This window comes from Bradyrhizobium sp. Rc3b (assembly GCF_900114915.1).
GTDB lineage: Bacteria > Pseudomonadota > Alphaproteobacteria > Rhizobiales > Xanthobacteraceae > Bradyrhizobium.
Genome location: NZ_FOUS01000005.1, coordinates 443,135 through 463,081, shown reverse-complemented (window position 1 = coordinate 463,081; position 19,947 = coordinate 443,135). Strand labels below are relative to the sequence as shown.

At 65.4% G+C, this 19,947-nt stretch carries 16 protein-coding genes; 5 read left to right on the top strand and 11 right to left on the bottom strand.

The annotated features are described in order from the left end of the window. Window position 1: 1 nt before the first annotated feature. Window positions 2-2,863, bottom strand: coding sequence for an ATP-binding protein (locus BM190_RS14825; RefSeq protein ID WP_092255807.1), 2,862 nt, complete (start codon window positions 2,861-2,863; stop codon window positions 2-4). A 198-nt stretch (window positions 2,864-3,061) separates the two neighbouring features. On the opposite strand from BM190_RS14825, the gene BM190_RS14820 reads away from it, so the two are divergent. The 3 genes from BM190_RS14820 to BM190_RS14810 all read left to right on the top strand — a co-directional run bounded on the left by BM190_RS14820 (window position 3,062) and on the right by BM190_RS14810 (window position 5,179). After that, window positions 3,062-3,481, top strand: a complete 420-nt coding sequence (locus tag BM190_RS14820) for an organic hydroperoxide resistance protein (protein WP_092255805.1) — start codon at window positions 3,062-3,064, stop codon at window positions 3,479-3,481. 37 nt (window positions 3,482-3,518) lie between these two features. Next, window positions 3,519-4,547 (top strand): alpha/beta fold hydrolase, encoded by a 1,029-nt coding sequence (locus tag BM190_RS14815; protein WP_092255802.1) that lies wholly within the window; start codon window positions 3,519-3,521, stop codon window positions 4,545-4,547. 71 nt (window positions 4,548-4,618) lie between these two features. Beyond that, a complete protein-coding gene (locus tag BM190_RS14810) occupies window positions 4,619-5,179 on the top strand; it encodes a cytochrome P460 family protein (protein WP_092255799.1) in 561 nt (186 codons plus the stop codon). Window positions 5,180-5,216: 37 nt separating this feature from the next. On the opposite strand, the gene BM190_RS14805 is transcribed toward BM190_RS14810, so the two are convergent. Further along, window positions 5,217-8,726, bottom strand: coding sequence for a PAS domain-containing hybrid sensor histidine kinase/response regulator (locus tag BM190_RS14805; protein ID WP_092255993.1), 3,510 nt, complete (start codon window positions 8,724-8,726; stop codon window positions 5,217-5,219). 320 nt (window positions 8,727-9,046) lie between these two features. Beyond that, window positions 9,047-10,276 carry a 5-aminolevulinate synthase gene (hemA, locus tag BM190_RS14800; RefSeq protein WP_018316328.1) on the bottom strand — a complete coding sequence of 410 codons (1,230 nt, stop codon included), beginning with the start codon at window positions 10,274-10,276 and terminating at the stop codon, window positions 9,047-9,049. A 340-nt stretch (window positions 10,277-10,616) separates the two neighbouring features. Between hemA and aroQ the strand changes: the two genes are divergently transcribed. Continuing rightward, window positions 10,617-11,048: a type II 3-dehydroquinate dehydratase gene (gene aroQ, locus BM190_RS14795; protein WP_092255796.1), complete on the top strand. Its 432-nt coding sequence runs from the start codon at window positions 10,617-10,619 to the stop codon at window positions 11,046-11,048. Between the two features lie 34 nt (window positions 11,049-11,082). Here the strand turns inward: aroQ and BM190_RS14790 are convergent, their stop codons facing one another. The 4 genes from BM190_RS14790 to BM190_RS14775 all read right to left on the bottom strand — a co-directional run bounded on the left by BM190_RS14790 (window position 11,083) and on the right by BM190_RS14775 (window position 15,968). Next, the gene (locus BM190_RS14790; protein WP_092255793.1) at window positions 11,083-12,144 is read right to left on the bottom strand and encodes an MBL fold metallo-hydrolase; all 1,062 of its coding nucleotides are present in this window, start codon (window positions 12,142-12,144) and stop codon (window positions 11,083-11,085) included. Between the two features lie 233 nt (window positions 12,145-12,377). After that, window positions 12,378-14,531, bottom strand: a complete 2,154-nt coding sequence (locus tag BM190_RS14785) for a methyl-accepting chemotaxis protein (protein WP_092255791.1) — start codon at window positions 14,529-14,531, stop codon at window positions 12,378-12,380. Between the two features lie 166 nt (window positions 14,532-14,697). Next, the gene (locus tag BM190_RS14780; RefSeq protein ID WP_092255990.1) at window positions 14,698-15,423 is read right to left on the bottom strand and encodes an outer membrane protein; all 726 of its coding nucleotides are present in this window, start codon (window positions 15,421-15,423) and stop codon (window positions 14,698-14,700) included. A 224-nt stretch (window positions 15,424-15,647) separates the two neighbouring features. Then, entirely contained in the window at window positions 15,648-15,968 is a 321-nt protein-coding gene (locus BM190_RS14775) for a hypothetical protein (RefSeq protein WP_092255788.1), read from the bottom strand. Between the two features lie 208 nt (window positions 15,969-16,176). Between BM190_RS14775 and BM190_RS14770 the strand changes: the two genes are divergently transcribed. Then, complete coding sequence (locus tag BM190_RS14770; RefSeq protein ID WP_177237079.1) at window positions 16,177-16,464, top strand: hypothetical protein; 288 nt, start codon at window positions 16,177-16,179, stop codon at window positions 16,462-16,464. A 7-nt stretch (window positions 16,465-16,471) separates the two neighbouring features. Here the strand turns inward: BM190_RS14770 and BM190_RS14765 are convergent, their stop codons facing one another. The 4 genes from BM190_RS14765 to BM190_RS14755 all read right to left on the bottom strand — a co-directional run bounded on the left by BM190_RS14765 (window position 16,472) and on the right by BM190_RS14755 (window position 19,947). Further along, complete coding sequence (locus BM190_RS14765; protein ID WP_092255782.1) at window positions 16,472-17,410, bottom strand: AEC family transporter; 939 nt, start codon at window positions 17,408-17,410, stop codon at window positions 16,472-16,474. Window positions 17,411-17,569: 159 nt separating this feature from the next. Further along, entirely contained in the window at window positions 17,570-17,779 is a 210-nt protein-coding gene (locus BM190_RS14760) for a hypothetical protein (RefSeq protein WP_018316320.1), read from the bottom strand. Next, on the bottom strand, window positions 17,776-17,952 hold the full coding sequence (locus tag BM190_RS40410; protein ID WP_018316319.1) for a hypothetical protein: 177 nt from the start codon (window positions 17,950-17,952) through the stop codon (window positions 17,776-17,778). The genes BM190_RS14760 and BM190_RS40410 overlap by 4 nt, the downstream gene beginning before the upstream one ends. 375 nt (window positions 17,953-18,327) lie before the next feature. After that, window positions 18,328-19,947, bottom strand: a complete 1,620-nt coding sequence (locus BM190_RS14755; protein ID WP_177237078.1) for an ABC transporter ATP-binding protein — start codon at window positions 19,945-19,947, stop codon at window positions 18,328-18,330.

The following is a 19,947-nucleotide window of genomic DNA, read 5'->3' as shown; positions in this document are numbered from 1 at the left end:
GCTACAGCGTCTTCAGGAGCGCATCGGCGGCCCTGATATCTTCAGTCTCGGAACCTGCAGCGAAACCTTCGCGTGCCGATTGAAGTAATCGCCTGGCTTCCTTGGCGCGGCGCCGGTGGGCAAGAAGCTGCGCCAGATCGATTGCCGCGCGCAGTTCCCACGCTTTGGCACCCTTGTCGCGGCTGAGTTCCAGCGCCTGCACGAGGCAGGCCTCCGCTTCCTCGATTTGCGGCTCGGGCAGGTGCGACAGCACCTTGCCCTTCATGCGCAACAGCTCGGGCATATAGAGGTGATCGCCGCTCTGCGCGACGAGGCGGATGGCGTCGTCGATCAGCTGTGCGCTCTGCGCGATCTGGCCGAGCGCTATCAATCCCTGAACCAGCGCGATGTTGAACGTCGTGGTCAGCAGCTCGTAGCGGGCATCGTGGAGCTCACGCAGGCAAGTCCTGATCGTCTCGACGCCAACTGCGGCATCGCCGCGCCGGATCGCCAGCTCGCCTTTGACGCCGCGGCCGACGGCGAGATAAGGCCCCATCGAGCGCGACGTCGCATGCGCGATGAAGCGGTCGATGTTCGCGTTCGCACCGTCGAGGTCTCCGCTCCAGAGATCGATTGCGACCGTCCAGATCAGCGCAATGCAGAGCGTGATCGGGTGATCCATCTGCGCGGCCTCGGTGACCGTCTGTCGCGCCAGTTGCAGCGCATCCGCGGGGCGGCCCTGCAACCAGAGCTCGCGAGCCAGCGTGATGCCGGCCCGATTGCGATGATCGAAGCCGTGGACGGTGCTGATTCGCTCCGTGCCCGGTCCCCGCCATGCGACCTCCAGCATCTCGAGCGCGTCGCGATGCCGGCCTGCCAGATGCAAGGAGACGCCGAGGAGGGAATGGGCGAGGGCGATTGAGGCGGAATCGCCCAGCGACCTCGCGACCCCGAGGCTCTGCTGCGCATAGCCGAGCGCGGCGTCGAACTCTCCCATCCGCTCGTGAAAGATATGCATCCGGCCGAGCAGCTGGAGCTGGTTGATTTCGTCGCCGCGCGCTTCGGCGATCGCAAGGCTCCGGCTCAAGGCGCTGCGCGCCGCTTCGCTGCCGCCGCGGGTGAACATCAAGGTCAGTCCGAGGGCGGCCTGGATGTGCATTTCCTCGGCGCTGCCGCGCGAGGAGGGGTCCATCGCCAGCAGCGCCCGCTCCGACCAGCGCCGGCATTCGATCAACAAGGACATCGCCAGGAAGATCGGCGCCGCGGCGGCGGCGAGCGCAATGCCGATGCCGAGATCACCGCCCGCCCCGAAGCACCAGTCGAGCGCGGCGCGCACATTGTGAAGCGCGGAGAAGTGAGCAGCTCGCTCGTCCGCGCTCGGCACGGCGGCCCATGTCATGCCGGCCTGTTCCAGCCATCGCCGGTAGTACGTCGCGTGGCGGGCGGCGAGAGCCGCGTCATCGGGCTCGATCTCGAGCAGATAAGCGCGCGTCGTGTCGAGCAGGCGGTAGCGCATCATGGCGCCGATGGGGCGCGGCGCGACCATCGATTTGGCCACGAGACTGTCGACGGCGTCGAACAGGCGGGCCTGGTCGACGCGCTCGTCCGGCACGACCTCGAGCGCCGCATCGATGGTGAAATGCCCGGCGAAGACCGCAAGCCTGCGCAGCACGAGGCGTTCGAGATCCGACAGCAGTCCGTAGCTCCAGTCGAGCGTGGCCTGCAATGTCTTCTGCCGGGGCGGCGCCGTTCGCTGGCCTTGCCAGAGCAGATTGAGGCGCTCGTCGAGCAGTGCGGCCGTCTGCTCCAGGCCGTAGGCTTCGACCCGGCCGGCGGCGAGTTCGATCGCCAGCGCCATGCCGTCGAGCTTGCGGCAGATCCTCGCGATGATCGCGGCATTGGCGTCATCGAGACTGATCTGCGCGCCGCTGGCCGTGGCACGTTCGAGGAATAGTTGCAGCGCCGGATAGGTCTGCGCTGCGGCGACCGTCAGTCCGGAGCCGTCGGGCGGAACGGCAAGCGGCGCCAATCGATAGACCTGCTCGCCCTCGACGCGCAGGGCCTCGCGACTGGTCGCGAGGATATGGACATGTGGCGCGGCCTGGAAGATGTCCGCCGCCAGCGGCGCGGCGGTCGCGATGACGTGCTCGCAATTGTCGAGAACCAGCAGCATCCGCTTGTCCCTGACATGCGCGAGCAGCGCGGGCAGGGGATCGTCGGTCTCGGCCGGCAAGCCCAGCATCAGCAGGATCGAGGTGATCACGAGATCGGGATCACTGAGCGCGGCGAGATCAACAAAGTGCGCGGCGTCGGAGAAAGTCTCGAGCAGGTCGTGGGCGATCGCCACTGCGACCGCCGTCTTGCCGACGCCGCCGGGGCCGGCGATCGTGACAAAGCGCGAGGCGATGAGCTTGTCGGAAACAGTGGCGATCTCATCGTCGCGCCCGACCATCCGCTGTAGCCGGTTCGGCAGTTTCACCGGCGGCAATTCCAGCCGCGGCGTGGGGCGCTGGGCTGCCGCAATGCCTGTTTGCGAAACCGGCGCTGCGAGTTGCGAGATCGGCGCCACGAAACAATAGCCGCGGCCGGAGAGCGTCGTGATGTAGCGGGCGCCGTCCTTGCCGTCGCCGAGCGCCTTGCGCAGCGTTGCGACGTGAAAGCGCAGATTGGCCTCTTCGACGGTGACGCCGGGCCACACCAGCGCCATCAGGTCCCATTTGCCGACGACCTGGTTCGGTCGCGACATCAGCGCCATCAGCGTGTCGAACGCTTTCGCGCCCAGCGGCAACGCGACGCCATCGCGCGTCACGAGCCTTTCATGCGGCGTCACGGAGAATGGCCCGAACGATAAAGTTCCCGCTGCGGTGCCGGCCGGCTCTGTCATGGCAAATCTCGGGTCCCTTCGACAGGACCCGATAGCCAGATGATCGCGATCCGGCAAGGCCGTCGCTGCATCGGCATCAGGCCGCGGGTGCAGGCCTTGTTAAGCGCGCGAGGTCTGACCTCACAACTTCTCACAACTCCCAACGGGTGTCCTGCACCAGCCACTGCTAGTCAGTTGCGGAACGGAAAGGACAGCTTCATGACGCAGGCGGCAAAAATACTTTACACGGCCAAGACCCACACCAGCGGCGGCCGAGGCGACGGCATATCGCGCAGCTCCGATGGCCGCCTCGACGTCAAGCTGTCGCCGCCGGGCGCCGCAGGCATCGGCACCAATCCCGAGCAATTGTTCGCCGCCGGCTGGTCGGCCTGCTTCGAAGGCGCGATGGAGATCGCGGCGCGCAAGCGGAAGATCGAGCTTCCCAGGAAATGCGCGATCGATGCGGAAATCGATCTCATGCTCGACGAGGGCGCCTATTCGCTCCGGGCGCGCCTCAATGTCAGCCTGCCGGGCCTCGACCCCGAGATCGCACGCGGCATCATCGATGATGCGCATCAGACCTGCCCCTATTCCAAGGCCGTTCGCGGCAACGTCGACGTCACGGTCGCGCTGATCTGACGCGCCATCACCAACCATCAAGAAAGGTAGCACCACCATGAAGCAGATCATCGATCAGCATCGCCGCCAGTTCCTTGGCGTCGCCGCCGGAACCGTCGCCGTCGGCCTCGGCGTGATCGAACTCGCGCGCGCTGAGACCGAAGCGCCGAAATCGTCCGCATCGACTGCGTCCTTCGGGGCGATCAAGCAGATCGATGCCGGCGTCCTCAATGTCGGGTATGCGGAGGCGGGTCCTTCGAACGGTCCCGTGGCGATCCTGCTGCACGGCTGGCCCTACGACATTCACGCCTTCGTCGACGTCGCGCCGATCCTGGCCAAGGCCGGCTATCGCGTGATCATCCCTCACTTGCGCGGCTACGGCACGACGCGTTTCCTTTCCAGCGAGACGCCGCGCAACGGCGAGCCTGCCGCGATGGCGGACGACATCATCGCGCTGATGGATAAGCTTGAGATCAAGAAGGCTGTTATCGCCGGCTTCGATTGGGGCGCGCGCACCGCCGATATCATCGCCGCGCTGTGGCCGGAGCGCTGCCGCGCGCTGGTGTCGGTCAGCGGCTATCTGATCTCCAGCCAGGCCGCCGGCAACGCGCCGTTGCCGCCGTCCGCCGAGCTGCAATGGTGGTACCAGTTCTATTTCGCGACCGAGCGCGGCCGTGCCGGATACGAGAAGTACACGCATGATTTCGCCAAGCTGATCTGGAAGCTCGCCTCACCGCAATGGAAGTTCGACGACGCCACCTTCAATCGAAGTGCGGCGGCGCTGGACAACAAGGATCATGTCGCGATCACGATCCACAACTACCGCTGGCGACTCGGGCTCGCCCAGGGCGAAGCGAAATACGAGCATCTCGAAAAGAAGCTGGCGGCGGCTCCCGTCATCGACGTGCCGACGATCACGATGGAGGGCGACGACAACGGCGCGCCGCATCCCGACCCGAGCGCCTATGCCAAGAAGTTCTCGGGCCGATACGAGTTTCGCCTGATCACCGGCGGCATCGGCCACAATTTGCCGCAGGAAGCGCCGCAAGCCTTTGCCAAGGCCGTCATCGACGCCGACGGCGCCTGAGCATTCATGCGTGCCTCGGTCCAGCGTGGCTGGGCCGGGGATGTACCGCGATCCCAGCTTGAAGAAACGTCATGCCATTTATCGAACCTGAAAAGAATGAGCGATCCTACGTCACGGTGATCACGCTGGCCGTGCTTCTTCTGGTCGTTCTGCTGACTTGCGTGCCCTATCTGGTCTCGATCGCTCTTGCCGAGGGGCCTGCGCAAAACGCGGCAGACGCCTCGCCGATCTTCGGCATCACGATTCCGCCCGGTTACAAGCAGTGGGAGCTGATCGCGCCGGCCGAAGAAGCCGCGCCGCTCGACGAGCTTCGCGCCGTCGTTGGCAACCAGACCGCAATCGATGCGTATCAGGCCGGCAAGCTCCCATTCCCTGATGGCACCATCCTGGTCAAGCGCGCCTGGAAGCGGAAGCAGTCGCCGGAGTTCGCGTCCGCGACAATTCCTGGTGCCGCTACCACGGTCCAGGTGATGGTCAAGGATTCCAAAAAATACGCGGCGACGGGCGGCTGGGGCTTCGGCCGTTTCATCAACGGCAAGCCGGTCGACGAGGCCCAGCACCGCACTTGCTGGGGCTGTCACGAAGCTCGCGCCAAGAGTCGGGACTACGTCTTCACGCGGCTGGCGCCCTGAATTGTGCAAGCGTGCCGGCCGTCGCCAGCAAGCCGCTTCACTCCGCCGCCACCATCTGCTGCGTGCGCCACTGACCGAGCAGGGCGCGGAGCGAGGCCGGCTTGACCGGCTTGTTCAGCACCGCGACCTTCTCGTCGCGCGCAGCGACCTGCACGGCGGGGCTGCGGTCGGCAGTTATCAGGATCGCCGGGATGCCGTCGCCGAAACGGCGGCGGATCTCGCGGATCGCGGCAATGCCGTTGCCGCGGTCGAGATGATAGTCGACCAGGAGGCCGGTGACGCGCCGTCCCGCCGTCTCGATGGCGGCGATCGCGCCTTCGGGATCGGCGACCGCGATCACTTCGGCGTCCCAGGCCTTCAGCAACGTGCGCATGCCATCGAGGATCGCCGCGTCATTCTCGATACAGACGATCAGGGCGCCTGAAATCGGCGTGCGCGCCAGCGGCGTCGCGCTGGTCACCGCGGCGGTGTGGGTGATCGCTTTCGCCGTCGGCACCGTCACGGAGAATACCGAGCCGCCGCTCCTGTTGCCGTCGATGGCGATGCCGTGCTTGAGCACGCGCGCCAGGCGTTCGACGATCGACAGGCCGAGCCCCAGCCCGCGCGCGATCCGCGCGCCCTGCTCGAGGCGGTGGAATTCCTTGAAGATCTCGCCGCGCTTGACCGGCGGGATGCCGACGCCGGTGTCGTAGACGCAGATCTTGAGCGAAGGGCCTTGCCGGCGACAGCCGACCAGGACGCGGCCGCGCGGGGTGTATTTGATCGCGTTCGAGATCAAATTCTGCAGCAGGCGCCGCAGCAGCAGCCGGTCCGATTCGACCGGCAGCGAGCACGGCACGAAGGTGAGCTCCAGGTTCTTGGCACGCGCGATCGGCGCGAACTCGATCTCCAGCGAGCGCATCAGATCGGCCATCTTGAAGCTCGAGGTCGAGGTCGTCATCGCGCCGGCGTCCAGCCGCGAGATGTCGAGCAGCGCGCCGAGGATCTCCTCGATCGCCTGCAGCGATTCGTCGATGTTCTCGACCAGCCGCGTCTCCTCGCCGCTGTGCTGGCGCTCGACCAGGCTCGTGACATAGAGCCGCGCCGCGTTCAGCGGCTGGAGAATGTCGTGGCTGGCGGCGGCGAGGAAGCGCGTCTTGGAGATGCTGGCGTCTTCCGCCGCGCTCTTGGCCAGCGCCAGCTCGGAGTTCAGCCGCGTCAGTTCCTCGGTGCGGTCGCGCACGCGCTTTTCCAGTGTCGCGTTGGCGCGTTCCAGCGCTTCCGCCGCCTCGAAGGTTGGCGTGACATCGGTGAAGGTGATGACGAAGCCGCCGCCGGGCATGCGATTGGTGAGCACCTCGATCACCATGTGGCGTTCCGGCAGGCGTTCGAGATATGGCTCGCTGTCGGTGGTGTAGGCGGCGAGGCGCCGCTCCAGCATGGCCTCGCGCTCGACCGGGTCGCCCGGATCGCTCACGCCGATGAATTCCAGGATATCGCGCAGCGGCTCGCCGAACTGGACGATATGCGGGGGCACGTTGAGGAGATCGCCGAACTGCCGGTTGGAGCAGATCAGCTGCAGATCGGCATCGAACACGGCGATGCCCTGGCGCACGTGGTTGAGCGCGGTCTGCAGGATCTCGCGGTTGAAATGCAGGGCCGCGTGGGAGTCGTCGAGCAGCTTGAGTGCAGCCTTGGCCGAGACCGTGCGCTTGCGCAGCAGCAGCGACATCACGAGACGCGAGGAGGCAGCTCCAATCGAGGAGGCGATCAGATGCTCGGCATGCTGTAACAGCTCGAAATCGGCGGGCGCTCCCGTCTCCAGACGAACGTTGCGCCGTGCGGAGAACGCCTCGAAGGAATGCCGGGCGCGGTCGGGTCCGAGATATTGCGCCACAGTGGTCTGGATGTCCTGCACGGTGACGGTGGTGCGCCAGCGGCGGAAGCTCGGTGAGATCGGCGCGAGCGTATTGGGCACGAACAGATCGGCCTGCAGCAGCTCGATCGACGAGGGCCTTCGTGCCAGCGACAGCAGCACATAGGTCAGGATGTTGAGCGACAGGGACCAGATCACGCCGTGCATCAAGGAAGGCAGATCGGCGCCGAACAGCGCCTGCGGCCGCAGCGCCTCGATGCCGAAGGGGCCATGCTGGAGCAGCAGGATGCCTGATGTCGAGGTATCCATGAAGCTCGGGATGAACAGTGTGTAGAGCCACACCACGAAGCCGACCAGCATGCCGCCGATGGCTCCGCGCGCGGTCGCGCGCCGCCACAGCAGCCCGCCGAAGAAGCTCGGCGCAAGCTGCGCGATGGCGGCAAAGGAGAGCAGGCCGATCGCCACGAGCTGGGTATTGCCGAGCGCGCGATAGTAGAAATAGGCCATCACCATGATGGCGAAGATCGCAAGCCGCCGCGAGCGCAGCAGGAAGTCGCTGAAATCCGCGCCGCCGGCGCGTCCTTCCGGCCGCCGTTGCAGCACCAGCGGCACCACGAGGTCGTTCGAGACCATGATGGAGAGTGCGACGCATTCGACGATCACCATCGCGGTCGCCGCCGACAGGCCGCCGACGAAAATGGCGACGCTGAGAAGCCCCGCACCGCCCTCCATCGGCAGTGCCAGCACGTACATGTCAGGGTCGGCCGCGCCGAACGGGAAGGTGACGAGGCCGGCGAGCGCGATCGGGATCACGAACAGATTGATGGCGACGAGGTAGAGCGGGAACAGCCAGCGCGCGCGGCCGACCTCGGCATCCGAGGAGTTCTCGACCACACTGACGTGGAACTGGCGCGGCAGCAGCATGATGGCGCAAAGCGACAGCAGCGTCATGGTGAGGAAGTTGCCGATCGACGGCGAATAGTTGATGGCGCGCACCGCCTCCGGCGTCTTCATGGCGCGCTCGATCAGTTCGTGCGGCGAGAACATCCAGAATGTGACGAAGATGCCGGCGGCGAGGAAGGCGACCAGCTTGATGATGGATTCGGTCGCGATCGCCAGCATCAGGCCGTGCTGGTGCTCGGTCGCGTCGGTCTGCCGCGTGCCGAACAGCACGGCGAAGGCCGCCATCGCCAGCGTCACCATCAGCGCGACGTCGCCGACGATCGGGATGTGGGAGAAGGCCTGGTCTTCGCTCAGGATGGTTTCGAGCGAGGAGGCGACCGCCTTGAGCTGGAGCGCGATGTAGGGCACCGAGCCGATGATCGCGATCAGTGCGACGGTGGCCGCCACCGCCTGGCTCTTGCCATAGCGGGCCCCGATGAAGTCGGCGATCGACGTGATGTTGTGGGTTTTCGCGAGCTGGATCACGCGGCGCAATACGCCGGCGCCTAACCCGATCATCAGGATCGGGCCGACATAGATGGCGAGGAAGTCGGTCGAGGCGCGGGTGGCGAAGCCGACCGAGCCGAAGAAGGTCCAGGAGGTGCAGTAGATCGCCAGCGAGAGCGGATAGATCAGCCCGGAGGCACGGCCGCGCCCGGCCGGCGAGCGGCGATCGCCATGGCTCGCCACCAGGAACAGGAAGCCGATATAGCCGAAGGCGGCGGCGATCACGCCCCAATCGTGCAGCATGGCGAGCGCGCTTCTCGAAAGGGCGCCGGCGGCGCCCGAGCTCATTTTCCCAGTAATTCTAGCGCGTTGGACGGGGCGAGGCGACAGCGAAATGCCGCGCGGCGGTGGGAACTGGGGTTGTCGTTAAGTCGTAGGGCGAGCTGCTTGCTCTCACCCTCCCTTGGAGGGGGAGGGTCGATCGCGCGAAGCGCGAGCGGGGTGGGGTGATCTATCCACTCGGGCACGGTTGGATGAGGAGACACCGTCACCCCACCCCGGCCCACATTTCGCTGCGCTCAATGTGAGCCGACCCTCCCCCTCCAGGGGAGGGTAAGACAGACCTACTCCGCCGCGAGCGACTTCTGGCGCAGCGGCAGACCCAGGCGCTCCCACACTTGCAGTAGGGCCTCGGCGAGTTGATCGATCAGGCCATCGTCGTGATAGGGCGAAGGCGTGATGCGCAGCCGCTCGCTGCCCTTGGCGACCGTCGGATAGTTGATGGGCTGGATGTAGATGCCGTGCTCCTCGAGCAGGAGGTCGGACGCCTGCTTGCACTTCTCGGGATCGCCGACGAACAGCGGCACGATGTGGGTGTCGCTCGACATCACAGGCAGGCCGGCGGCGTTGAGGATCGCCTTGACGCGGGCGGCACGGTCCTGGTGGCGCTCGCGCTCCCAGTTCGAGGTCTTCAGGTGCTTGATCGCGGCGGTCGCAGCCGAGCAGATCGCCGGCGGCAGCGCGGTGGTGAAGATGAAGCCCGGTGCATAGGAGCGCACGGCGTCGATGATCTGGCCGTTGGCGGCGATGTAGCCGCCGAGGCAGCCGAAGGCTTTCGCCAGCGTGCCTTCGAGGATGTCGATGCGGTGCATGACGCCGTCACGCTCGGCGATGCCGCCGCCGCGCGGGCCGTACATGCCGACCGCGTGGACTTCGTCGACATAGGTCATCGCGTCGTACTTCTCGGCGAGATCGCAGATCTTGGCGAGCGGTGCGACGTCGCCGTCCATGGAATAGAGGCTCTCGCAGACGATCAGCTTCGGCCTATTCGGGCCGGCCGCTTTCAACAGCTCCTCGAGATGCGCAAGGTCGTTGTGCCGGAACACGACCCGCTCGCAGCCGGACTGGCGGATGCCCTCGATCATCGAATTGTGGTTGAGCTCGTCCGACAGGATCAGGCAATTCGGAATGAGTTTTGCGATGGTCGGGATGCCGGTCTGGTTCGAGACATAGCCCGAGGTGAACAGTAGCGCGGCTTCTTTGCCATGGAGATCGGCGAGCTCGGCCTCGAGCTGCACCAGCGGGTGATGCGTGCCGGCGATGTTGCGGGTGCCGCCGGCGCCGGTGCCGACGCGCGTCGCAGTCTCGACCATGGCGCCGACCACTTTCGGATGCTGGCCCATGCCGAGATAATCGTTCGAGCACCAGATCACGACGTCGCGCTTGCCCTTGGGCGAGTGCCAGACCGCGTGCGGGAATCGGCCGGCCGTGCGCTCCAGGTCGGCGAACACGCGGTAGCGCCGCTCGGAATGGAGACGATCGAGGGCGGTATCGAAGAACTGGTTGTAATCCATCGGCAAAACCTGCAACGGAACCCGGCCACGGCGGCCGCTCATTTTTAGAGCTTTTCCAGCTCCAATGTCCATGCGCCCGCACACATTTGTGACGAGGCGCGCGGGTCCATTGATAGCGGCGTATCGCCGGCGATAGTTGATGTGGATCAAACGCCTAACGCTGGCCCGTCCGCACGGCCAAGGCTTCGGGGAAAGCCGGGGACCGTTGCCGCCGGCTTGGACATTTTGTCCATGGGGCGCGCTCCGTCCATGATTGCTGAGCTGGTCGCGCCGATGTCGTAGCCTTTGCCTTGGCGAGGCGCGGATCGGCTCGCCAGCAGCTCATGCGAAAGGACGCCCGATGAAGCGAGTCATGATTCTGAACGGTCCCAACCTCAATATGCTCGGCATCCGCGAGCCGCACATCTACGGCACGACGACGCTCGCAGAGGTCAACGCGAGCTGCGAGGCGGCCGCCGCATCGCTCGGGCTCAAGCTCGCCTTCCACCAATCCAACCATGAAGGCGTGCTGGTCGACCTGATCCAGTCGGCGCGGCAGGACGCCGATGCAATCATCATCAATCCGGCCGGATTTTCCTTCACCTCGGTCGCGATCATGGACGCGATCAAGACGTTCGAAGGGCCGGTGCTGGAAGTCCACATCTCCAACATCCACGCCCGCGATGAATATCACCGCCACTCCAAGATCTCGTTCGTGGCGACCGGCGTGATCTGTGGCCTCGGACCGTTCGGCTACATCGCGGCGCTGCATGCAATCGCGAATATGAAGTGAGATGCCGCCACAAGCCCGGCCATGACGAAGTGACTCACGTCGTCGTGAACTGCAGCACTCCGTCCTTCGTCTCGGCCGTCAACCGGCCCTCGACGATCATGTAGTTGACGTGGGCGACCAGCTCGCCGGCGGCAAAGCCCATCTGGTGCTCGTCGAGCACATGCTTGTTGAACACGACGGGCACCAGGGCGCGCGAGGTCTGTGGCACCTCGCGGCAGGCTTCCGCGATCAGGCGGCAGCGCTCTTCATGGTGGTCGGCGAGCTGCTTGATGCGGGTCTTCAATCCGTAGAACGGCACGCCGTGGCCGGGCAGCACCAGGACGTCATAGGGCAGCGTCGTGGTGAGGCTGGCGAGTGAAGCCAGATATTCGCCGAGCGAGTTCTGGTCGGGCTCGACCGCCCAGACGCTGACATTGGGCGAGATCTTGCTCAGCACCTGGTCGGCGGAGAGGAACAGCTTGTCGTCGGCGCAATACAGCATCACCTGGTCGAGCGCGTGGCCGCCGCCGGTGATCACCTTGAAGCGGCGCGTGCCGATCACGACGTCCTCGCCATGGGAGATGCGGCGGTAGGAGGGCGGCAGCACCGAAACGCGCTTGAGATAATCCTGGCCGCGGCCGAGCAGCTTTTCGGTGAGCGACTCGTCCATGCCGTGGCGGCGGAAGAACAGCCGCTGCGCTTCCTGCCGCTCCGCGGTGCCGCGGTTCTGGTGATAGACCGATTGCAGATATTCGACCTGCGACATCACCAGCGGGCAGTTGAACCGCTCGACGACCCAGCCGGCAAGGCCGACATGGTCAGGGTGGGAGTGCGTGACGATCAGGCGCGTGATGTGGACGCCCTTCAGCGGCCCGTCGAATAGCTTGGTCCAGGCCTCGATCGTCTCCTCGTTGCCGAAGCCGGTATCCACCATCGCATAACCGTCGCCGTCGGCGAGCAGGTAGATGTTCACATGGTTGAGGCGGAACGGCAGCTTCAGCCGCACCCACAACACGCCGGGCCTGATCTCCACGACCTCGTCGTGGCCGGGGTGCTGTTCCCAGGGGTAGCGCAGGGCTTCGGCCGAGGACTGTGCGGTGTCGGTTTTTGCGTTCATGCATTATCGGTACCCGCACATACGGCGGGACGCCAGCCGAAAAAGGACCGTCCGTGGTCTCCGCATGGCGGACATACCGGGCGGCGTTTTTCCGCGTCCCGGTCGTGACCGTAAAAAACGTCGTCATTCCGGGGCGCGCGGAGCGCGAACTCAGGTGCGCTGTTGCGCACCCGAGAATCTGGAGATTGTTGCGAGATTCCGGGTTCGCCTCTTCGAGGCGCCCCGGAATGACGTCAGGCCGCCCGCATGTTGTTGAGGAACGCGTCGATCTCTCCGCGCAGCATGTCGGCTTCGCGTCGGAGCGCGTCGGAGGCGCCCAGCACTTCGTTTGCCGCGGCGCCGGCTTCGGCCGAGGCGGTGGAGACGCCGACGATGTTGCTGGAGACTTCGCTGGTGCCGCCGGCGGCATGCTGGATGTTGCGCGCGATCTCGCGGGTGGCGGCGCCCTGCTCCTCGACTGCGGCTGCGATCGTTGTGGTCACGTTGTCGATCTCGCCGATGATCCGGCCGATGCCCTGGATGGCGCCGACCGCCGATGTCGTGATCTCCTGCATGCTGGCGATCTGGGTGCGGATTTCCTCCGTGGCCTTGGCGGTCTGGCTCGCGAGGCTCTTCACTTCGGAGGCGACCACCGCGAAGCCGCGGCCGGCCTCGCCCGCGCGCGCCGCCTCGATGGTGGCGTTGAGCGCGAGCAGATTGGTCTGCGAGGCGATGGTCTGGATCAGGTCGACCACGACGCTGATGCGGCTCGCGCTGTCGGCAAGGCTCTGCACCGTGGTGTCGGTGGCGCCGGCCTCGTCGACCGCCTTCTTGGCGATTGCGGCCGAGGTCACGACCTGCTTGCTGATCTCCTCGATCGAGGACGACAGCTGCTCGGTGCCTGACGACACGGTCTGCACGTTGACCGAGGTCTCCTCGGCGGCGGAGGCGACCGCGTTGACCAGCGCGTTGGACTGGTCGGCGGTGGTCGACATGCTCTGCGCGGTCGATTGCATCGAATTGGCCGACTGCGCCAGATTGTCGAGCGCGGAGCGCACCGTGCTTTCGAATTCGGCGATCTTCGCTTCCATGCGCGCGGCCCGCTCGGCCTTGGCGACACGGTCCTTGTCCTGCTCGGCGGCGAGTGCCCGGGCTTCGATCATGCTGTCGCGGAACACGGTCAGCGTTTCCTTCATCACGCCGATCTCGTCGTTCTGCCGGGAGCGGACGATCTCGGTGTCGAGGTCGCCGGCCGACAGCAGCTGCATGGCGCGCTGAAGCTCACGGATGCGGCGCAGGATGTTGCGGCCGACATAGAGCCAGACGAACAGCGCCGAGCCGACCAGCATCAAGGCACCAAGGGCCAGCATCACGGTCGTCGCGAGCGAGGTCTCCTGCTGCGCCTGCGAGGTCGAGGCGTTGGTCTCCTTCTGCACGCCGTCGACGAGCTGCTGCACGCTGATGCCGAGGCCGACATTGAGCTTGCGGGTCTCGTCCAGGATGGTCTGGCCGTAGTCGACGGAGTCGAGCTCCTTCTCACGCAGATTGAACACGCCGGTCTTGCCGGTGCCGAGCGCCATCAGCTTCTCCGCCGTCTCGCGCAGCATCTTGTTGCCCTGATTGTCCGGCAACAGATCGAGGTTGGACCGCAGGCGTCCCTGTGCCGTCTTGAATTCCTTCTGGATGTCGTCGAGCTTGTCGCTGGTGTTCGCCGACAGTGCCGCACTCATGTTGGCGGCCGCGCGATTGCCGCTGGCGACGACGTTGCCGAGCTGGCCGACGGTCTGCGCGGCATCGTTGGCATCTGCGGCGGACAGGTCGGCCGAGCCGAGAATGGCGTTGACCCGGGTCTGCGCGTCGAGCATCACCGGACTGGCCGCGCCGACGAAGGCGCCCTGGGCGCTGCGAAGCGCGTCATATTGCTTGTCATGGAGGGCGGCGATATCGAGCCGCTCGCGGGCCGCCTTGGCGAGGCTCTGCGCCGCCTCGTTGATGCTCTTCATCGTCTCGCTGAGTCCGGAGACGACGGTCTTGTCGCCGCCGAGCCCGATGATCTCGGTGAGCTTCTGCTGGGTCTGCTCCTGCAGCTCCTTGAGCTTCTTGGTGCGCTCGTTCAGGGCTTCCTCGGTTTGAGCCGCGAGCAGGGCAGGTCCCTGTGCCGCTAGGCTGGCGCTGAGGGCCGACAATTGCAGGCTGGCAGTGAGGCGCGGAATATCCCGCCCGCTCAGCTCGGTCATCCGTCCGCCGAGATTCTGCAGCGCCAGGCCGGCGCCGGCTGCGATCACGAGGCCCATGCCCGCGATCACTGCAAAGGCCGCGAACAGGCTGCCGCGCACGCCCCAGGTCGGCATTTTGAAACGAGGCCGCATCCGGCCAAGTGAGCCGCCAAGGCTGAAACGGATCGCCATCGAAATTCCCCCAACGTTCTTGCTTCTGTTTGCGGCCGGCAGTATCCGCACCGCCGGTTAAAAATTCGCAATCTCCCCAAACGGTTGCGCGTGTTCCGCAGGGCGAAAAAAAGAAGGGCCGGCGAAATCGCCGGCCCTTCCGTCCTGGTAAGGTTGTGGTAACCGATCAGTAGCGCGCGACGGCCGGGCTTGCCCAGTTGAAGCGGTAGTTGACGCCCGCCTTGATGGTGTGGTCGTCGGTCGTGAAGCTGCCGGTGCCCGCGAGCGGGCCGCCGGTGAAGCTCGAGTCGCCGAAATTGTAGTACTGGTACTCGGCCTTGGCCGACCAGTTCGGGGCGAACATGTATTCGAGGCCGGCGCCGACCGTGTAGCCGTTGCGGTGATCGCCGGTGATGACGAACGCGGTCGGCACGCCGCCGACCGTCACCTTCTCGTTGTTGTCCGAATAGGCGTAGCCGCCCTTCACATAGACGAGGCCGGGGCCCCAGGTGTAGCCGACGCGGCCGGTGATCGAGCCGAGGCCACGCTGGTCGTTGGTATATGCGATGCCGCCCGGAAACACGGCACCGACGCTGCCGGAGAGCCAGGAATACTGGCCCTCGACGCCGACCACGAAGTTCGGGTGGAACTGCCAGTCCCCACCAACCTGCACGCCGCCGAGGAAACGGCCATTGCCGTTGTTGCCGGTGGAAAGGCCGTTGAAATTGTTGTCGCTGGAGAACGCGCCGCCGATATGGCCGCCGATGTAGAAGCCGGTCCAGTTGTAGATCGGCGCGGCATAGGCCGGCGCGGGCGTCTTGTAATAGTTGCGGTTGCCGAGATCGGCGCCGACGGCCGGTGCAGCAGCGCCCATCACGAGCAGCGCAACGGTCGCAAACAGAATCTTCTTCATCGTCTTGAACTCCGACACTTAAGGTCCCCGGCAGGCGCGCTTTCCGCGCCGCGTTGGTTTTGCAGATAGCTCGCTTTTGACGAAAATGCTGTCACATGCATGGCACAGCGAGACCCAACCTAACTTATTGGGCTGCAAATGAATTTCGTGCTTAATGCCGGCTTAAGAAGTGGTGAAGGAAGGCTTAACCTCGCAGCCCTTCGGTAACCTCTCGGCGTCCTTCGTTAACCGAGACGCCGTCGCGCCTCATCGCGCATCTGCGCGCGGAACGCCGCGCGCTTCGCGGGCCGGTCTTCCTCGCGCACGTCATGTCGATCGAAGATGTCGAACTTCTCCAGGATCGGGTAGCGCTCGCTCGCCATCGCAAGCACGCGCAGCACCTTGGTCGCCTCCGGCGTCGGGCCGCTCACCTCCCAGCGCCGGATGGTGTCACTGCCGCCTTTCTCCGGCAATCCGCAGAGCTTTGCCATGTCGGCCGCCGTGAGCTTCCGCTCGAGGACATCGGAGAGGTCGGCGCGGAGTTGCTTCAGTTCGGGCCCGGTCATGTCGCCTCAATACGCGAAGTCGCTAAGGGCAATGCACTAGCGCTGATTCGGGTCCATCCGAAGGCGGGCATGATTCGTCCGAAGCGGAGGTGACGAACGCACTGCTTCGGCACATTCGCCAGCACACGGAGTTATGAATTTGTGCCTATGGACATCGTGCGATCAATGAACACATGGCACAAGGGCCCCAGCGATCGAGGGATCAGCCATGACAAGCATCAAACTCGCCATTGCCGCGCTCATCACGACCGGGCTGCTTGCCGCGCCCTTTGCGGCTGAAGCGAAGAAGGCGCGGTCGAGCCGACATTACAGCACGGGCGTGGTGGCCCCAACCTATGGCGGCGCCGGGGCGCCCACTGCTGTGCAGCCGCGGGCGTCCTACGGCTCGTCCGGCCAGACGGTCGGAACGGTCACGGCACCGTCGGTCGGATCTTACAATTGGCCCTCGGTCGGCGTGACCAACTCGGCGCCCACCTGGAGCAACACCACGAGATAAGTGCGGGTTAGCGCGTGCCGGTCGCCAGACCCGAGAGAAGGTATAGCGCGACCAGCAATGTCGCTACCGACAGCATCGTCGTGACCGAGACCGTGGCCGCGACCAGTTTCTCCTCGACCTTGTGTTCGTGCGCCAGCACGTACACCGTCTTCGCCGTGGGCACGGCGGCGCATATCACGGCGGCGACGGTGTAGAGCGCGTTGAGGCCGGTGACCACACAAAGTCCGTAGACGATCAGCGGCATGATCACGAGCTTCACGAGCGCGAGCGCGAACGATGCCTTCAGGTTGGAGCGCAGGCCCTCGACCGAAAGGCCGAGCCCGATGGCAAACAGTGCGCAGGGCGTGAGCGCGGCGGCGACCATATTGAGGTAGGCGGCAACCGGCGCCGGAATCGGCAGGCCCGTAATCGCCCAGACGAGACCGCAAAGCGTCGACAGCACCATCGGATTGAGCAGGATCTGCTTCGCGAGGCCGGCGGACTGCGCGGACGATCCGCGTGCGTCCCTTTCCAGCAGGATGACCGTGATCGGAAACATCACGGCCGCGACGAATACTGTCGCTACCGCAGCAGGCAGGACGGCGGGCTGGCCGTAGATCGCGTGCAGGATCGGCAGCGCCACGAAGCCGGTATTGGTCATCGCCGCCGCCATGCCATGAATCGTGCTGCTGGCGAGATCATGCTTTCCGCGGGCGCGGACCACCAGGAAGACCAGCGCAAAGCAGACGAGGGAGCCGCCGCCGAACGCGAGCAGGAAACGCCATTCCAGCAGATTGCCCGCAGGCTCCTGCGCGATGGTGACGATCAATAGCGCAGGCATTGCCACGTTGTAGGCGAAATGCACCAGCGCGTCGGCGAGCGAGCGGGAGAGATAGCCGAGCTCGCCGGCCAGCCAGCCGGTGACGATGATCGCGAATACGGGAAGAACGAGGCTCGCGACTTCCATGCGGATCCCCCCTTGCTGCCAATGGCCGCAACGAGAGGTTACCCCGGCAATGGAGTGTCGTCACTGCTTTGGTCGAGCCGTGGCCCCCGGCCAAGAGCTCCCTTCAGTCGAGACCGTCATGGCCGGGCGGGCGCGCCGATCGAACGCGGCCGTCAGACGCTAGATGCCCCGGCCGGCCTGTTGACCGATCACGCAGCGCCACGCAGCCAGCCGCTCGGCTGGATGCTGGTTCATCCAGTCGGCGAGCTGCGGCGCGCCCATCAGGCAGGACTGCACCGAAACCTGCGCGAAATCCGAGGTGGTGACGACCTGCTCGTGACAATTGGTCGGGGAGGCAAGGCTGCAAAGCACGGCGATGATCTTGATCACGACAGGTTACCCCCGTCGCGGCCGATATATGCACGGCCCATCGCGGCCTTATCCTGGCCTTCGCTGGCCGGGTCGGTCGGCGGGAAGATACTGTCGTAGATGGCGCGCGCCTCCTGGATGAGACGTGCTCGCTCGCGCTCGGACTTGGAGACAAATCGAATGACTTCGCCCATGTTGGCTCCGAATATCAGTTGGCAAATCCCGTCATCAGATGACGGCTATCATTTCATCGTCATCTATGACGCCGTCTTCGGCTTTGAAGCGGTGTCGCCGATCACGAATGAGTAAAAAGCGCGTGAGCGCACTCCGGAATCCCAACGTCTCCCGTGCCTTTGATGCGCCGGGTTGAGAGACCGCTCACCAGCTCACATCCGTCGCGCGGCTTTCTGGAGCCGCGCGCGCGAATGCTGGTGTCGACTTGCTCCTTGCGCTCATCGGCAAGGATATTCTCGTCAAGAAAATTCTTCTGGACCGAATATGTTTCACCTCAGGCCGCGTGCAAGTTTTTGGAACAATCCCGGAATTCGGCGACTCGATGCGATCGATCGTCACGCCGCCGGCGCGCGCTCTTTACGTCCCGGCACCGCCGCCAGCAGCTCGCGCGTATAGGCATGCTCCGGCGCGGCAAACAGCTGCGCGGTCGGCTTCAGCTCGACGATGGCGCCGCGCTGCATCACCGCGATGCGGTCGCAGATCTGGGCGGCGACGCGTAAGTCGTGAGTGATGAACAGCATAGAGAGACCGAGACGGGTCTTGAGGTCTTCGAGCAGCCGCAAGACCTGCGCCTGCACGGAGACGTCGAGTGCGGAGACGGCCTCATCTGCAACGATGATCTCGGGCTCGAGTGCGAGCGCGCGCGCAATGCCGATGCGCTGGCGCTGGCCGCCAGAGAATTCATGCGGATAGCGCTCGAGTGCGCCGGCATCCAGGCCCACCATCTTGAGGAGGTCGCGGGCACGGTCGAACGCGACCTTGGCATCAAGGCCGGCCGCGATCGGGCCGTCGGCGATGATGTGGCCGATCTTGCGGCGCGGATTGAGCGAAGCGAACGGATCCTGAAAGATCATCTGGATGCGATGGCGCTCGGCACGCAGCGCCTTGCCGGAAAGAGAAGTAAGATCGGTCTCACCGATCCGCACCGTGCCGCGGTCGGCCTCGATCAGCCGCATCACCAGGCGCGCCACCGACGATTTGCCGGAGCCGGATTCGCCGACAAGGCCGAGCGTCTCGCCCTTGAGGATGTTGAAATTGACCGCGCGCGCGGCATCGACGCGGCGGTCCTCGCGAAACCAGCCGCCCGAGGTGATATAGGTCTTGTCGAGCCCGATTACCTCGACCGCCCTGGCCTGATCGTCGAGCGGCTCGCGCGCCGGCGGGTCCATCGAGGGCACCGCGGCGAGCAGCGCCTTGGTGTAGTCGTGCTGCGGCGCGTTGAAGATCGTCGCGGCTGGACCTTCCTCGACGACCTTGCCGTGCCGGAGCACGACGACCTGGTCGGCGATGTCGGCGACCACGCCGAAATCGTGGGTAATGAACATCACCGCCATGTTGCGGTTGCGCTGGAGGTTGCGGATCAGCTTGAGGATCTGCGCCTGGGTGGTGACGTCGAGCGCGGTGGTCGGCTCGTCCGCGACCAGAACGGCTGGTTCGAGCGCGAGCGCCATCGCGATCATGGCACGCTGGCGCTGACCGCCGGAGAGCTGGTGCGGATAGGCACGCACGATTCTTTCAGGGTCGGGCAGGCCGACTTCCCGTGCCAAAGCGAGCGCTCGCGCGCGCCGCTCCCTCGGCGTCAGCAGGCCGTGCGCCTCGAACATCTCCGCCATCTGGTCGCCGATCCGCATCAACGGATTGAGTGCGGTCATCGGCTCCTGGAAGATCATCGCCAGACGGCGGCCGCGCAGATCGCGCCAGCCGTCGTCGTCGAGCTTGAGCAGGTCGCGTCCTTCGAACTGGATCTCGCCGGCGGCCACCGAGACCGTATCGGGCAACAGGCCCATCAGCGCATGCGCGCACATCGACTTGCCGGAGCCGGACTCGCCGACGATGCAGACGATCTTGCCGGGCCGGAAATCGAGCGAGACGCCGTCGACGGCGAAGGGACGCTCGGCGCCTTTGGGCAGGGCAATTCGCAGGTTCTTGATGGAGACGGCGGGCGGGGCGGTCAT